Raw genomic sequence first — 15,076 nt, forward strand, 5'->3', positions numbered from 1 at the left:
GAGAGGAACAACCCGAAATGAAGAAGTCGTTCGTTTTCTCCGGTGCCGTACTCGCGGCCACCGCGATCGCACTCACCGGATGCTCGTCAGGAGGCACGGCGGGTGCCACCAGTTCCGGCGGCGCCTCACAGTTCACTCTCGACTTCGCCAACTACTCCGAGAGCGTTCCGCTGTTCAAGGTGATCCACTCGACGCTCGACGAGCAGAACACCTCTGCCTCCGGCACCACGATCAACTGGTACGACAACAACGGCGACGCGTCGACGATGCTCTCGAACACCCAGCTCATGATCAGTGAGAACCCCGATGCCATCGCCATGTACCCGGTCTCGGCGGCAACCGACGGTATCTCGAAGCTGCTCGCTGACAGCGGCATCCCGTGCGTCTCGGTCAACATCGCCACCCCGGCCTGCTCGTTCCTGAACATCGACAACAAGCAGCTGGGCATCGACACCGGTACGATCGTGGGCAACCTCGCCAAGGCGAAGGGCTGGAACGCCAGCAACACGACCATTCTGCTCGGCCAGAACGCGGCGGCGGGCGAACAGGTCAATGACTGCGTGCGCTACTTCTACTCGACGATCGCCTCGATTCTCGGGCTCGAAGAGATCGACCCGACCACCATCACCCCGACGACTACGACCATCGGCGCGAACGCGATCCAATTCGATGGGCAGTCGACGCTGCAGCCGAGCTTCGCCGCCGTGCAGGGCCTGGCCCCGAGCATCCCGGCCGGCAACAATGTGATTCTCTACACGGTGAACAACGACTCGACGAACGGCGCTCTGCGCGCCCTCACCGACGCTGGTCTCGCCGGCGACGACAAGCTGATGATCGGCGGCCTCGGCGGCGACTCGTCTGGCATCACGGCGCTCGCCACCGACCCGCGCTGGGTGGCCGAGGGTGACATCTTCGTCTCGTACTGGGGCGAGTATGCAACGGCCATGGCGCAGGCTCTCGCGGCAGGTGTGAAGCCGCCGGCGGCCGTCACCCCGCTGCCGCAGAAGGTGCTCGACAAGACCACCCTGGCGCAGTACCACCCCGATTCGACCACCGCGGTCGCGAAACTGCCGGCGCTGGTACCCGACAACCAGTTTCTCGCAGATACCCCGTACCTGAAGTTCGTCGACAACGTCGAGGGTGTGAATTGAGCACACCGGGGGCCGCCGGCATCACCGAGGTGATCTCGGCGGCCGCCGCGCGTTTCAGCGGCGAGCTGAGCGTCTCGGCATCGAACCTGCTCACGGGTGAGGTGGTCGAGGTCAACGCCTTCTCTGTCATGCCCACCGCAAGTGTGATCAAGCAGCCGGTGCTGGTCGCGCTGCTGCGGGCCGCCGAGGCGGGCAGCGTCGACCTCGGCGAGCGCATGACGATGACGGCGGATGACCGGGTCGGCGGATCCGGCATTCTGAAGGTCTTCGCCGCGGGCCTGCAGCCGACCGTCGAAGACGTGGCGACGCTGATGATCGCTCTGAGCGACAACACGGCCACCAACATGATCATCGATCTGATCGGCGGTGTCGAGGTCGTCAATCAGGCGATGTCGGCGCTCGACCTGCCGGGCATCGAGTTGATCAATCGCATCGACTTCGACATCATCGTTGACGACGCCAGCAATCTTGCCCTGTCGAACACCCACGACATGCGGGTGTTGAACGAGCTCATCGCCACGGAGAACGCCTTCTCACCGTTCGTCTCCCGCGAGACCGAGCGCATCATGCGAACGCAGCAGTACCTCGACCAGGGTCTGCGGTACGTTCTCGTCAATCCGTATGCGGCCGAGTTGGGCACGACCGCCGAGATCGCGTCGGCCAGCAAGACCGGATTCATCAGCGGCGTGCGAGTCGACAGCGCGATCGTGCGATTCGCAGCCGGAGGCGGTTTCGTCTACTCCCTGGCCAACCGTGGCTCGATCGATCGCTCGTTCCTGCCCGAGGCAGAGGGCTCTGTGGTGAACGGCTACATCGGCCGAGCTCTGACCGAATACTGGTGGCCGGGTGAGACCGGTACCGCTCCGGTCGCCGACAGCGCACTGCTGGCAGCGTGGGCCGAGTGAGGTACCGGTAAAATCTCGACAATGAACCTCGAAGAGCCGAGCGTCACCGCGCGCGGGGCGGCGACGCTCGGCCTCGTTCTCGACGATGTCGGTGCCACCGTTCTCGATGTCGTGTACGGCAGGGTCGACCCGCAGCGACGGGTCAGCTCTGTCGTCATCGTCGACCCGTTCGATCCACCGGCCATTCCACCGCACGCCCTCGTGCTCGGCGTGGGCATCGACGGTGTCGACACGATCGTCGACCTTCTGGCGAGCCTCGCCGAGCACCAGGGCGTCGGGCTCGTTCTTCGCGAACCCGTCGGCTTCCACGCCGAGATCGCGGCGGCCGCCGTCTCGAGCGGAGTCGTCATCTTCAGCCTGGTACGCGGTGTGGCGTGGAACCAGGTCTCGGCCATCATCACGAACACCATCAGTCAGGCCGCCGCAACACCGGTCGGGGCATCCGGCGACCTCACGAACCCGGTCGACACGGGAGACCTGTCGAGCATCGCCGACGCGCTCGCCACCCTGCTCGACGCGCCGATCACCATCGAAGACCTGAATTCGCGCATCATCGCCTTCTCGTCTGATCAGAACCGTGGCGACCAGGCTCGCAAGGAGTCTGTGCTCGGGCACCGGGTGCCCGACCACGTCACCGACATGATGCGCTCGCAGGGGTTCTTCACCGAGATCTACGCCAGTGAGAAGCCGGTGTACATCGAGAACATCGATATGCACGAGCTGCCTCGCGCCGTCATGCGGGTGACCGCAGAAGACGAGATTCTGGGCTCGATCTGGGCCGTCGTTCGCGAGCCGCTGACCGCGAGCCGCGAACGAAACTTCGTCGAGGCCGCGAAGATCGTGGCGCTCTACCTGCTGCGCGGCCGTGTCGAGCTCGATTCGCAGCGCCGCTCGCGCCAGGCGCTTCTCACCGGCCTGCTCTCGGGCGGCAATGGCGCACGATCGCTCGCGCGTGAACAGCGTATCGATGCGGGTGCGTTCTGCGTGATAGCGGTGTGCCTGCACGGAGACGAGCCGGAGGCGCTGGCCCAGCAATCGGCGAACGACACCTCCCGATTGGCGCGCATCGCGAACACCCTCGCCTTGCAGCTCACCGCCTCGCATCCCGGCAGTGTCGCGGGGGTGCTCGGCGACACCGCCTACGGAATCCTGCCGCTGCGGCCCGACCTCGCTGCGCCGACGCCCTTCGCCGCCCAGGTCGGCCGAGAGTTCCACGACCGCAGCAAACGCCGGGATCCGGTGCTCGTCGCGATCGGAACGATCGTGAACGACGCCGCGCGGCTCTCCGACTCACGCCGCGACGCCGACCGCGCCATGCGCGTGCTTCGTTCCCCGAAGACCGCGAACGGGCGCACCGTGGTGCGTGCAGACGAGGTGCAGATCGACACGGTGCTGTTCGAGGTGTACGACCGCATCGTGCGCGAGCAGAGCGCCATGACGGGGCCGGTGCCCGAGCTGCTGGCCTACGACCGCATCCACGACAGTGACTTCATGGAGACGCTCGACGCGTTTCTGGCCAGTTTCGGTGACATCGGCAAGACCGCTTCGCGCCTGCACGTGCATCCGAACACCTGCCGCTACCGGCTTCGCCGCATCACCGAGATCAGCGGGCTCGATCTCGACGATCCGGATGCCCGGTTCAATGCCATGCTGCAGCTGCGGGTTCTCAGCCTGCAGTGAGCCCCGAGCGGCCCGGCGTCAGGCCGTGATCCACTGCGTGCTCGTCGTCACCCGATCGAGTTCTGCAGCGATCGGGGTGACCCCGATGCCCGGGCCGCGGGGCACTGTGATGAAGCCGTCTTCGAGAACGATCGGCTCGGTGATGTCGGTCTCGTAGAAGCGCGCCGAGGCCGAGATGTCGCCGGGAAGAGTGAAGCCGGGCAGTGCGGCCAGGGCGGCGTTGGCCGCGCGCCCGATGCCTGTCTCGAGCATCCCGCCGCACCACACGGCGATGCCGTTGGCGCGGGCGATGTCATGGATGCGACGCGCCTCGAGGTACCCGCCGACCCGGCCGGGCTTCACATTGATCACCGTCGTGGCCTTCAGCGCGATGGCGTCGGCCGCGGCCTCTGCAGAGACGATGGATTCGTCGAGACAGATCGGGGTGTCGAGCATTCTCGCAAGCTCGGCGTGCTGGCGGATGTCTTCTTCGCCGAGCGGCTGTTCGATCAGCAGCAGGTCGAAGGCGTCGAGCTTCTTCAGCTGTCGCGCATCGCTCAGCGTGTAGGCAGTGTTCGCGTCGACCTGCAGGCCGAACGAGTAACCGAACTGCTCGCGAACAGCGCTCACCGGTTCGACGTCCCAGCCCGGCTTGATCTTCAGCTTGATGCGCTGATAGCCGTCGCTGAGATAGGACCCGACGGCGTGCGTCAGGTCGTCGATCGTCGGCATGATGCCGACCGACACGCCCGACGGCACGCGATCCACTGTCGCCCCGAGGTAGGAGGCGAGAGAGGTGTCTGTGGCACGTAGTTCGGCGTCGAGAACGGCCATCTCGACCGACGCCTTCGCCATGCGATGGCCGACCACGCCGTGCAGCAGGGGCGTGACCTGCTGCGCGGTGATGTCGCCGGCGGCGAGCAGTCGGGGCAGCAGATAGGTGCTCAGAACGTGGTGCGCCCCCTCGATGTACTCGGGCGAGTACACCGGATCGGCGAGGGCCACGCATTCGCCCCAGCCGTCAGCGCCGTCGCTCACGGCGCGCAGCACGATCGCGTGCCGCTCGGTCTGCGTGCCGAACGACGTCGTGAACGGCGATACCAGCGGCAGCGTGATACGCCGCATTTCGAATCCAGTGAACTTCATGGCAGTGCCTCCAATAGGTATCCGACGTTCTTCTCAAAACCGACGATGCGCGATTCGCCCGCCCCGACCGTTCTGGCCAGCGCCTCCCGCACGGTATCCCGCCAGCGCCCTGCCAGGGCTGCGTCGTCGCTGCGCAGCCCTTCGTAGTCCGCCGGTACGCGCAGGATGCCCAGGGTCGCCGCTTCAGGGGTGGCGAGCCGGGTCGACGCGGGGCCCTCGATCAGAACGGGTTCGCCCCGGTTCACCGAGATCCACTCGGTCACGTCTGCGGCCGCGGCCAGACCACCACCGGCCACCTCTGTGACGTGGCGCGAGCTGTCGAACGGACGCCTCTCGCCGCGGGCGAGCGCCACCACACGGGCATCCTGCAGCCGCCAGGTCGCGACCAGCCTGTCGCTGTGCTGACCGGCGTTGCGCAGATCGATCATCGGCCCGTAGAAGTCGGGAATGTAGGCCGTGATCTCCACTCCGAGGCGCGAGAGGTTGAAGTTCGCGTTGCGCGCGATCAGGGGGTCGAAGGTCCAGCTGATCTCTTCGGTGCCGCGTTCCAGCGCCCACGCGCGTTGATGCAGCTTGAGGGCTCGCCCGACTCCGTGCCTCTCCCTGTGCGCGGAAACCCCGGCGATGTGAGAGTGCAGATGGTGCTCTGCGGGTGGGCCGAAGAATCCGACGCAGGCACCGATGATCTGCGGTTCGCCGACGTCGGTGGTGGTCGCCAGCGAGACGTAGTTGCCCGAGAACTCCAGCGCCCGAAGCAGATTCGCTTCGAGTTGCGAGGCTCCGTTCTCCTGCGGCCAGATCTCTGCGAGCACCGTCGAGATGGCATGCGACTGCTCAGGCGTTCGTGCGATCGTGACGGTGACGCCGCTGGCGGCGGCCACCGCGTCAGCGGCGTGCCACGCAGCACTCAACGCGTCGTCGCTGATCGTTCGAGCCGGCCTGTGCATGGTCGTTTTGCTCATGCGGCAGACCCTGCGCCGAGCCCGCCGGTCTGAATCGCCCGGCACAGGGCGCTGAGCAGAACGGTGCGCTCTTCGAGCCGGTCGATCTCGATGAATTCGCCCACAGCGTGGGCTTTGCCTCCGACGGCGCCCAGACCATCGAGCACAAGTGCCCCGGCGGCCGCGGCGATGTTACCGTCGGAGGCGCCGCCGACGGCCGCGCTCGTGAGGGGCGCGAGGCCCTCGGCCGCGGCGACCTGCTGCGCCAGGGCGAACAGTGCAGCACTCGCTCCTTTCTCCAGGGGCGCGCTGGCGAACAGCCGGTCGATCTCGAGACGCGAGCCGGGCACCTGGGCGGGCAGGGCGAGAATGGCCGCATCCACCTCGTCGAAGACCGAGCGAGTCGAGGCTCGCACGTCGACGATCAGGGTCGCCTCGGCCGCGACCGTGTTCGCTGTGGTGCCGGCCGACAGCAGCGTCGGGGTGACCGAAGCTCCCGGCGTGCGCGCACCGAGCTCGGCGACAGCGAGCACCTGACGGGCGATCTCGATACTGGCATTCACGCCCTTCTCGGGTTCGAGCCCGGCATGGGCCGCCCTTCCGTGAGCGCGGATCGAGTACTGGGCGACACCACTGCGCTCGGTCTTCAGCGCGCCACCCGGGGCGCTCGCCTCGGTGACCAGCACCACTCCGGCCGCAACCGCACGGTCTCTGATCAGTTCGCGCGCACTCGGCGAACCGACTTCTTCGTCGGAGGTCAGCAGAATCGAGATGCCGCTCGCATCATCGAGTCGAGCGACCGCGTGCAGAATCTGCACGATACCGGCCTTCATGTCGAAGCAACCGGGCCCGGTGGCCTCTATGCCCTCGACGTGCCAGAGATCCGGCCACGACCCGATGGGCCAGACGGTGTCGAAATGGCCCAGCAGGAGCACGGTGTTCTCGGGGCCGGCCGCGGTGTCGCCGAACGTCCACTCCAGGTGCGGGCTGCCATCGACCATGTGCCATTCGGGCGAACTGCCGAGCACCCTTTCACCCAGCGCTGCCACCGCGTGGGCGCACCGGTCGATCGCCTCGGCGTCGTCGCTCGGAGACTCGCAGCGCACGAGCATCCGCAGGTCGTCGAGCAGCACGGAGCCCGTTGTGTCGTCGGCGTCTGCCATGCGTCTCAGCCGACCTGGCTGCGAATGCCGCGGCCGGGCTTCGCCGACTCGATCAACACGCCGTCGCGCACGACGAAGGTGCCGGCGACGAGCACGTGCTGAAAACCCGTCGAAGCCCGAACAGACTCGAACGTCGCCAGGTCGGAGATCGTTGCCGCGTCGAAGATCGTGAGGTCGGCGTCGGCGCCCACCTGCACCCGGCCCTTCCTGCGCATCGCCGGTGCGGCATCCTGGATGATCGTGGCCGGGGCGTAGCTGCACCGCCGAACGGCCTCGTTGAGCGAGAAGACACCGAGCTCGCGCACCAGCCAGCCGAACGTGCGGGCGAAGCACCCCGCGCTGCGCGGGTGAGTGAAGGCACCGTCGGGCAGCGGCCACTCGTCGTGCAGATGGTGACCCGATTTGACCAGCGGCATGGCGTCGGAGGCGATGACGCCGCCCGGAAGTGTCAGCCCCCTCAGCAGCTTGGCGAGGTCGTCGGGGTCGTCGGCGTCGAGGTAGTCGATGATGCAGAGCCCGCCCGGATCGGTGGCGCGCAGGTGCACCAGCCGCTCGACGTCGGCGATCCGCTCGCCCGTCGGCAGATACTCGATCGACGCGGGAGTGATGCCCATGCGGTCGAGTTTGTCGGGCTCGAAGAAGGCTGCGCCGATGCCCGTCGACGAGCGAGCGTACGGATACGCCTCGGTCGTGACCCGGTTGCCCTGTGCCTGCGACCGGGCGACGGCCTCAGAGACGTCGTCGATGCGGCGCAGCGAGGTGCTGTTGATATGACAGATGTGCATGGCGGCCCCCGTTCCGGCAGCCGCGGCCAGAATCTCGAGGGCTCCGTCGAGCGACGATCCTGGTTCGATGTTCGACATCTGCCGTGAGTGCGTGAAGGCCGGCACGCCGAGCCGTTCAGCGAGTTTCGCGGTTCGGTAGTATTCGTCGCGGCCCGACAGGGGAGAGTAGCCCAGCAGCACGCCGATACCGATGCCGCCCTCGTGCACACCCTGCTCGACGAGTTCGAGAATCTGCTGGGTCTCGTAGTCGCTCGCCAGGCTGTTCCAGCGAGGAAGGGTCTGGTTGTCTTCGAAGATCTCGACGCCGTTGACGAGGGGATCAGTGGATGCCTCCGACTCCAGCCGCACGTGGTCGACGACGCTCATGCGGGCCAGCGCCCACGATGACGAGAAGCCGAAGTTGATCGGTCGGCCCTCCGCCTCTGCGCGCTCGTAGTACAACCCGACCGGAAGGGTTCCCGCCTCCAGGTCCATCGACGTCGTGACGCCGTCTTGAGCCTGAAGGCGCTGCCCGAGCGGCGACTGCGCGTGCGAGTGCAGGTCGATGAAGCCGGGTGAGACCACCAGTCCGGTGACGTCGACGATCGTGTCTGCGAGCGGCCGCTGCCGGCCGATGTAGGTGATGGTGCCCCCGCGCACGCCGACATTCCGGGTGCCGTCGAGCCCCGTCTCGGGGTCGATCACCCGCCCGCCGACGAACAGAATGTCGCACGTCAGATCGGGCAGTCTTTCGATGGTGTCGAGCATGGTGTCCTTCGTCTGGCGGGGTCCCTTTCCGTCACTGTAGTAATCCGTCGCAGACGATCTCTTGTCGGGCGTCACAGCACTGGGTCTTCCCGGCTGTCGGGGACTCCAAGGCCGGTGTCAGGCGGGGGAGATACCGGTGGCCAGGCCCTCGACGACCTGCACGCCGGGCAGGCGCTCGAGCAGCCGGCCCGGCAGCAGGATCTTCGACCGGCGAACGCCCGACCCGATGATGACCGCGGGTTCGGCGATCACCCGGCTGTCGACGAAGATCGGCCAGGCCGCGGGCAGGCCGACCGGGGTGATTCCGCCGTACTCCATGCCGGTCAGGTCGACGGCCTGTTCCATCGGCAGGAACGACGCCTTGCGCACGTCGAGCAGCTTGCGCACCGCGGTGTTCACGTCGGCCCGGGTGCTGGCCAGCACGACGCAGGCGGCGATCTTCTCGAGGCCGTCGCGTCGCCCGCCGACCACGACGCAGTTCGCCAGCCAGTTCGGCTCGAGCGCGAACGCGTCGCGTGTGGCAGCGGTGTCTGAGATGCCGGGGTCGATCTCGACGACGGCCACCTCGTCGAGCAGGCCGAGCCCGTCGAGCGCAGCCAGGGTGGGGGCGGCGAGCAGGTCGGTGCGAGTTGAGGCGGGAACGCCGCTGAGGGTGCCGAGGGTGATCATGCGATCCAGCCTAAACCGGCGTCGGGGCCAGCTGAGGGTACCGTGGGCGGCATGGTTCACGGCGCGTCAGGCACCCGCGCGACCGGCGTCAGATGGCGTCGAGGTAGTCGAGGTCGTAGTCGCTGAGGTTCGGAATGTCGGTCATCTCCTGCGGCCACGCGGGCCGCGAGGGCTGCAGCTCGCGGGTGAGTCGCTCGAGCTCCTCGATGACCGCCGAGTCGATCGGCTCATCCTGGCTCTGCTCGATGGGAGTCGAGAACAGCTGGCTGGTCGGGCCGAGCAGCAGATGGGCATCGGCCTGGCTGCCGCCCTCGGTGATGACGGGAATGGTGACGATGTCAGCGGTGCCGTGGTTGGCGAGGGCGCGAGCGTAGCGGAGAACCGCTTTGCACGTCACGTCGGCAACCATGACGTACCCGCTAGAGAAATAGAGACGTCTCATGGCCAGAAGTGTATTCGCGTGCGTCGGGCGACAGGCCGGGGGGCTGCCCGCAGGACAGCCCCCTTGACACTGTTGCGCTTGGTCGATCTGTCACTGATCCTGAATGGCGTGCTTGGCTTCGTTGGCCTGCGACTTCACATCGTCGGCGGCCGAGCTCGCATCGGACTTGACCGCGTCGACCGCGTCGGTGGCGGTGTCTTTGACGGCCGACGCGGCATCCTGGGCCGGCTCCTTCAGGTTGCCGGCGACCTCTTTGGCGGCGTCGGTGACCTGGCTGACCAGGGGCTGCGCGGCGTCTTTCACCTGGCCGGCGACCTGCTTCTCCTTCGAACTGACCGGAATCAGCGACGCAGCGAGCAGACCGACGCCGAAGGCGATGAGGCCGACGGCGACGGGGTTACCACTGGCCTTGGCTTTGACGGCGGTGGCGCCATCGGCAACAGAGCCGGCGCGGTCGAGCGCCGAGTCGGAGGCGTCGGAGGCAGCGCCCATGACGGCGTCGCGAACGCCCCCGAAGGCGCCCTTCACCTTGTCGGTCTGGCGCTGCACGATCTTCGACGGTGTCACCTTGTCGGCCAGGGCGTCGACATCACTGCCGAGCTCTGAGCGGGTGCGCTCGATCTGTGCGCGGATCTCATCCGGGTTGTCGCTCATCGGTTTTCCTCATTCTTCTTGAGTGTCTCGGGAATCTTCTTCAGGGAGTCCACGGTCTGGGGCGCCCCGTTCACTTCTTTGAGCTGCTTGCGGCCGACCAGGTACAGAATCAGGCCCACGATGGCCCACAGCACCGCGACGACGACGGCCGACCAGCCGTTGTCGATCAGGTGCCCGAGCCCCCACCACAGAGCGATGGAGAGGAAGAGCACCGCCATCAGCCCCGCGTAGCCGGCGCCACCGAGCAGGCCGGCGCCCTTTCCGGCGCGGCTGGCCGACTGCTTCACTTCGGCTTTGGCGAGCTCGACCTCCTGGCGCATCAGCGTCGAGATGTCGCGCGTCACTTCGCCCAGCAGATCGCCAAGCGACGTGTTGGCGGCCTTGTCTTCGGCCGGTGTCGGGATGCTCATGACTGGTAGCCCTTGTCGAGGGTGTCGTCTGCCAGAACATCGCCGTCGGCGTAGGTGGTCGTCTCGGTGTACGTGGTGGGCTCGGTGTAGGTGGCGGGCTCGGCGTACGCGGTCGTCTCGGCGTAGGTCGGCTCGACGTAGGTGGCGGGTTCGACGAAAGCGGTCGGGGCGACGTAGGCGTCGGGCTCCGGAACCGTCGGAGCCGAGGTGCCCTCGGCCGGGGCGGAGGCCGCTGCCTCGTCTTTGGCCGCGCTGGCGAGCGAACGGGTGAGACGACCGGCGAGGATGCCCGCGACCGCCGCCGCTCCGATGAACACGCCGGGGCGCTGGCGTGCGAACTGCTTGACGTCTTCGAGCAGCGATCCCGGGTCGCGATCGTCGAGCCAGGCGGCGATCGCGCCTGACCTGCTTGCGGCCTGGTTCACCAGGTCGGTGGCCACGCCGCCCGACTCCGAACCCTGCGCCATCGAGCCGAGCTCGTCGCTCAGCGCGCGCAGCCCCGAAGCGACACGCTTCTGCTGGCTCGCGGCCTGCTCCTTGAGTTCGCTCTGCGCCTGGCCGATGAGGTCTTTCGCCTGGGTCTTGGCTTCGGCGGCGACGTTGCCCGCCTGCTCCTTGGCTGTCGAGGCGACCTGGGCGCCCGCGTCGGCGGCGGTTCCGGCAACCTGGCCGGCCTGCTCCTTCGCGGTGTCGACGGCGCCGCCCGAGGCGGAGGCCCCGTCGGTGCCGGGGGTGGTGGTCTGTCCGACGCCGGTTTCGGTGAGCGGTTCGAACGCTTCGGGCGGATACGCTACTGCTTCGGGGTACTCGGTTGACACGGTGTCTCCTTCTGTCGTGACCGAGTCGGGCACCGCGCTCAGGCGGATGCCCGACTGCCGGTTCGGGGGGAACGAGTGCTGGGTGCCGCTCCTCTGCCGGTAACGGTAGGTCGAAAGATTCTGGCCATTCAGTGATTGACAGAACACGATCGGCGGCCTACGCGCGAGGGCGCACGCCAGAAACCGGTCGCCGGCCGCTCCGCATTGTCGCCGCTGCGGGCGGCGAACGCCAGCACTGGCACCGGATGCCTGCCGCGTCTAGCGTCGTAGCATGCCTCCTCGCCAGCAGCGTGTACTCATTCTCGGCGGCGGTTACGCCGGCCTCTACGTCGCCCTCGGGCTGCAGCGGCAGCGCGGCGAGACGCCGCTCGACATCGTCGTGGTCGATCGCAACGCCTACATGACCTACCAACCGCTGCTGCCCGAGGTGGCCGGCGGCCACGTGGCGCCGAGCGACGTTGCGATCTCGCTGCGGCGTACGCTGCGCGGCTCGCGGGTCGTGCGGGGGTCGGTCGCGGGCGTCGACATCGATGCGAAGACCGCGTCGGTCACGCAGGTCGACGGGTCGGTCATCCAGCTCGACTACGACCACGTCGTCTTCGCCCTCGGTGCCGTCACACGGGTCTTTCCGACGCCGGGGCTGCACGACAATGCCGTGGGCTTCAAGACCATCGAAGAGGCGGTGTACACGCACAACCGGGTGCTCGAGCAGGTCGCGCTCGCGGCGGCCAGCAGCGACGCGGATGCCCGGGCCAGAGCCCTGACCTTCGTGGTCGTCGGCGGGGGATACACCGGCGTCGAGGCACTCAGCGAACTGAGCGACCTGAGCAAGCTCGCGGTGCGTGCGAACGCCGCGCTCGACGAGTCAGAGCTGCGCTGGGTGCTCATCGAGGCGCTCGACCGGGTCGCCCCCGAGGTCGGGCCCGAGCTGTCGAAGTTCACGCTCGACCAGCTGCGCGATCGCGGCATCGACGTGCGGCTGAAGACCACGATCACCTCGGCAGTCGACGGCCGGCTCGAGTTGAGCACCGGCGAGATCGTGCCGGCCGACACGATCATCTGGACAGCGGGGGTGCAGCCGAACCCGGCCCTCGACCTCACGAACGCTCCGCGGGGACCGAAGAAGCACGTGGTGGCCAACGCGCTGCTGCAGGTGGTGCGCGACGACGGTTCGGCCGTCGAGGGCGCGTGGGCGGTGGGCGACAACGCGCAGATCCCCGACCTGACCGCGGCCGAGCAGCCGGCGTACTACCCGCCGAACGCCCAGAACGCGCTGCGCCAGGGGGTGCTTCTGGCGAAGAACATTCTGGCGAGCATCCGGGGCGACCAGCTGCAGGAGTACCGGCACGCGTCTCTCGGCACCGTTGCGGGGTACGGGGTCGGCCACGGGGCCGCGCTGCTGAACCTCGGGCCGCTGCGCGGGGTCAAGCTGCGCAACGCGCCGGCCTGGCTGGCGCACCGGGCGTACCACGGGGCCGTGATTCCGACGGTGCGGCGCAAGATCAGGGTGATCGCGGGCTGGGCGGTCGAGGTGCTGACGGGGCGCGAGACGGTGTCGCTGGCGGCGACACAGCACCCGCGCCACATCTTCGAGGAATCATTCGACGCGCTGCCGAAGAAAGAGGGCGAGAAGTAATTCAGAGCCGCGCGGCGAGCGTCAGGCCGGGCCGCCCGAAGCGGTGTCTTCTTCGGGGTCGCCGTCGGAGCCGCCCGTGGTGCCAGACCCGTCGGCCGAGCCTGCGTCGTGGCCCGCGGTGTCGCCGCCGGTGTTGTCTTCTTCGGGGTTGAAGTGCGAGCCCTCGGGGTCGTGGCCGACCGCGATGCCGTCATCGGTGTTCGGAATGGTGGAGTCGCCTCCGAGGTTCGGTTTCGACGGTGAGTCGGTCATGATGTGATCCTTTCGGGCGCGATGTGTCTGATCATCCTGCGCCGCCGGGGTGGCCCGCGGTAGGGGTTGCGCCAGCCGGCTAGGCGCGGATCTCGACGAGCACCCGGGGCAGCTCGTGCATCAGTTCGCCGGCGAGGTAGCCGAGCGGCCCCACGTCGACCGCGAGCCGGTCGCCCGCGACGGCGTGCGCGTGGGTTCCCCACACCGCCGCCTGCGGGCCGGTCGCCCCGCGCGCCAGCAGGCCGGTGATCGCGCCGGCCAGAACGTCGCCGCTGCCCGAGGTGGCCAGGCCGCCCGTTCCGGTGCCGATCACCCAGGCGTCGCCGCCGGGTTCGGCGATGATGCCCTGGCACGAGACCGTGGCGCCGTAGCGCCGGGCGATCCCGACGATGTCGGCCACGGTCAGCTCGTCGTCGTCGTCGCGTTCGAGCAGGCGAGCGGCCTCGCCCGCGTTCGGGGTCAGCACGAGGCGGCCTCGCAGGGCATCCGTCACCGCGGGCACCCGGGGCAGCACCCCGAGCGCGAACGCGTCGAGAGCGACCAGCGTGTCGTCGCCGATGAGCGGGGGCAGCGCCGACAGCAGGCGCTCGGCCTGGTCGGCGTCGTCGAGGCCAGGGCCGGCCAGAACCACGTCGGCGCCGGCGAGGTCTGTCTCTGCGGCACGGATGCCCGCTCCGTCGACGTGGCCGTCAGGGGTCTCGTCGAGCGGCACCACGCCCGCCTCCATGATGCTGGTGGCCACCGCGGCGGCGACCGAGCGGCCCACTGCAAGCGTGAGGCGCCCGGCCCCGACGCGCAGGGCTGCCACCCCGGCGAGCATGGCGGCACCGGGGGAGCGCAGGGGTCCGCCCACAACGACGACCTGGCCGCGGCCGTACTTCGAGTCGGCGACGGGCGGCAGCGGCCAGCCGCGCAACAGCTCGGGGGTGACGGGCGTTGCGCCCTGCGGGTCAGTGGACGTCGTCATGGGTGTCTCCGGAGTGTTCTGTGACGGTCACGCCGCTCGCCTCGAGGTGTTCGTCGTGTGAGAAGAGGTCGAGCATCCACTCGGTCGAACCAGGTGCCCGAACCAGTTTGGTGACCGAGGCGTTGCTGACCGTGTGGGTGAGGGCGAACTCGGCCAGATCGGCCTCGGTGAGGCCCAGGCAGACGTAGATGAACACCATGACGACGGCGTCGTGGGCGGCGATCAGGATGGGGCCGCGTGCAGAGTCGATGTCATGCAGCACCGAGCGCACCCGCAGAGCGACGTCGGCCCACGACTCGCCGCCCGGCGGCCGGTAGTAGAACTTGCCGAGCCAGCGGCGCCTGGCCGCCTCGTCGGGCAGCAGGGCGTCGACGCCGCGCGACGTGAGCAGGTCGAGAATGCCGAGCTCCCGGTCGCGCAGGCGCTCGTCGACCCGTGGGGTGGCCGATTGGCCGGCCCGGTCGAGGGCGATCGAGACGGTCTGGCGGGCGCGCAGGTAGGGCGAGACCCACACCGCGGGCGGCGGATTCGCGGCGGAGTGCTCGGCGAGCCAGGTGCCGAGCGCCTCGGCCTGCTGCTCGCCGAGGGCGGAGAGCGGCACATCGGCGTCTCGGAAGTCGACGACAATGCGGTCGTGGCCGGCGCGTTCCGCCGCCGCCGCGGCGACGTTCGCCACGCTCTCGCCGTGCCGCACCAGCCAGAGCTCGGTGGGCGCGGTGTGGTCGGTCATC

At 68.4% G+C, this 15,076-nt stretch carries 16 protein-coding genes; 4 read left to right on the plus strand and 12 right to left on the minus strand.

The window, feature by feature from the left end; translation table 11 throughout:
* Positions 1–17: 17 nt before the first annotated feature.
* Genes V3W46_RS14995 through V3W46_RS15005 form a run of 3 tightly spaced genes read left to right on the plus strand, consistent with a single transcriptional unit; the run spans position 18 to position 3,736 of the window.
* Positions 18–1,151, plus strand: a complete 1,134-nt coding sequence (locus V3W46_RS14995) for a sugar ABC transporter substrate-binding protein (RefSeq protein ID WP_331783936.1) — start codon at positions 18–20, stop codon at positions 1,149–1,151.
* Positions 1,148–2,056, plus strand: coding sequence for a serine hydrolase (locus V3W46_RS15000; protein ID WP_331783937.1), 909 nt, complete (start codon positions 1,148–1,150; stop codon positions 2,054–2,056). Before V3W46_RS14995 ends, V3W46_RS15000 begins: the two co-directional genes overlap by 4 nt.
* Positions 2,057–2,077: 21 nt before the next feature.
* Positions 2,078–3,736 carry a PucR family transcriptional regulator gene (locus tag V3W46_RS15005; RefSeq protein ID WP_331783938.1) on the plus strand — a complete coding sequence of 553 codons (1,659 nt, stop codon included), beginning with the start codon at positions 2,078–2,080 and terminating at the stop codon, positions 3,734–3,736.
* A gap of 18 nt (positions 3,737–3,754) precedes the next feature.
* On the opposite strand, the gene menC is transcribed toward V3W46_RS15005, so the two are convergent.
* The 9 genes from menC to V3W46_RS15050 form a co-directional block, all read right to left on the minus strand.
* Positions 3,755–4,861 carry an o-succinylbenzoate synthase gene (menC, locus tag V3W46_RS15010; RefSeq protein ID WP_331783939.1) on the minus strand — a complete coding sequence of 369 codons (1,107 nt, stop codon included), beginning with the start codon at positions 4,859–4,861 and terminating at the stop codon, positions 3,755–3,757.
* Complete coding sequence (locus V3W46_RS15015) at positions 4,858–5,823, minus strand: hypothetical protein (protein ID WP_331783940.1); 966 nt, start codon at positions 5,821–5,823, stop codon at positions 4,858–4,860. The genes menC and V3W46_RS15015 overlap by 4 nt, the downstream gene beginning before the upstream one ends.
* Complete coding sequence (locus V3W46_RS15020; protein WP_331783941.1) at positions 5,820–6,965, minus strand: M20/M25/M40 family metallo-hydrolase; 1,146 nt, start codon at positions 6,963–6,965, stop codon at positions 5,820–5,822. Before V3W46_RS15020 ends, V3W46_RS15015 begins: the two co-directional genes overlap by 4 nt.
* 5 nt (positions 6,966–6,970) lie before the next feature.
* The gene (locus V3W46_RS15025; RefSeq protein ID WP_331783942.1) at positions 6,971–8,497 is read right to left on the minus strand and encodes an amidohydrolase family protein; all 1,527 of its coding nucleotides are present in this window, start codon (positions 8,495–8,497) and stop codon (positions 6,971–6,973) included.
* Between the two features lie 117 nt (positions 8,498–8,614).
* Positions 8,615–9,166, minus strand: a complete 552-nt coding sequence (locus V3W46_RS15030; RefSeq protein ID WP_331783943.1) for a YbaK/EbsC family protein — start codon at positions 9,164–9,166, stop codon at positions 8,615–8,617.
* A gap of 88 nt (positions 9,167–9,254) precedes the next feature.
* Positions 9,255–9,608 carry a hypothetical protein gene (locus tag V3W46_RS15035; RefSeq protein WP_331783944.1) on the minus strand — a complete coding sequence of 118 codons (354 nt, stop codon included), beginning with the start codon at positions 9,606–9,608 and terminating at the stop codon, positions 9,255–9,257.
* A 90-nt stretch (positions 9,609–9,698) separates the two neighbouring features.
* Positions 9,699–10,262 carry a DUF3618 domain-containing protein gene (locus V3W46_RS15040; protein WP_331783945.1) on the minus strand — a complete coding sequence of 188 codons (564 nt, stop codon included), beginning with the start codon at positions 10,260–10,262 and terminating at the stop codon, positions 9,699–9,701.
* Positions 10,259–10,672, minus strand: a complete 414-nt coding sequence (locus V3W46_RS15045; protein ID WP_331783946.1) for a phage holin family protein — start codon at positions 10,670–10,672, stop codon at positions 10,259–10,261. Before V3W46_RS15045 ends, V3W46_RS15040 begins: the two co-directional genes overlap by 4 nt.
* Positions 10,669–11,490 (minus strand): hypothetical protein, encoded by an 822-nt coding sequence (locus V3W46_RS15050; protein WP_331783947.1) that lies wholly within the window; start codon positions 11,488–11,490, stop codon positions 10,669–10,671. The genes V3W46_RS15045 and V3W46_RS15050 overlap by 4 nt, the downstream gene beginning before the upstream one ends.
* Before the next feature lie 271 nt (positions 11,491–11,761).
* Between V3W46_RS15050 and V3W46_RS15055 the strand changes: the two genes are divergently transcribed.
* Positions 11,762–13,126, plus strand: coding sequence for an NAD(P)/FAD-dependent oxidoreductase (locus V3W46_RS15055; protein WP_331783948.1), 1,365 nt, complete (start codon positions 11,762–11,764; stop codon positions 13,124–13,126).
* A 21-nt stretch (positions 13,127–13,147) separates the two neighbouring features.
* Here the strand turns inward: V3W46_RS15055 and V3W46_RS15060 are convergent, their stop codons facing one another.
* The 3 genes from V3W46_RS15060 to V3W46_RS15070 all read right to left on the minus strand — a co-directional run bounded on the left by V3W46_RS15060 (position 13,148) and on the right by V3W46_RS15070 (position 15,075).
* Positions 13,148–13,378 (minus strand): hypothetical protein, encoded by a 231-nt coding sequence (locus tag V3W46_RS15060; RefSeq protein WP_331783949.1) that lies wholly within the window; start codon positions 13,376–13,378, stop codon positions 13,148–13,150.
* Between the two features lie 79 nt (positions 13,379–13,457).
* Positions 13,458–14,345 carry an ADP-dependent NAD(P)H-hydrate dehydratase gene (locus V3W46_RS15065; RefSeq protein ID WP_331783950.1) on the minus strand — a complete coding sequence of 296 codons (888 nt, stop codon included), beginning with the start codon at positions 14,343–14,345 and terminating at the stop codon, positions 13,458–13,460.
* Positions 14,329–15,075, minus strand: a complete 747-nt coding sequence (locus V3W46_RS15070) for a histidine phosphatase family protein (protein WP_331783951.1) — start codon at positions 15,073–15,075, stop codon at positions 14,329–14,331. Before V3W46_RS15070 ends, V3W46_RS15065 begins: the two co-directional genes overlap by 17 nt.
* Between the last annotated feature and the right edge of the window lies 1 nt (position 15,076).

It is taken from the genome of Subtercola sp. YIM 133946 (assembly GCF_036553535.1).
Taxonomy (GTDB): domain Bacteria; phylum Actinomycetota; class Actinomycetes; order Actinomycetales; family Microbacteriaceae; genus Subtercola.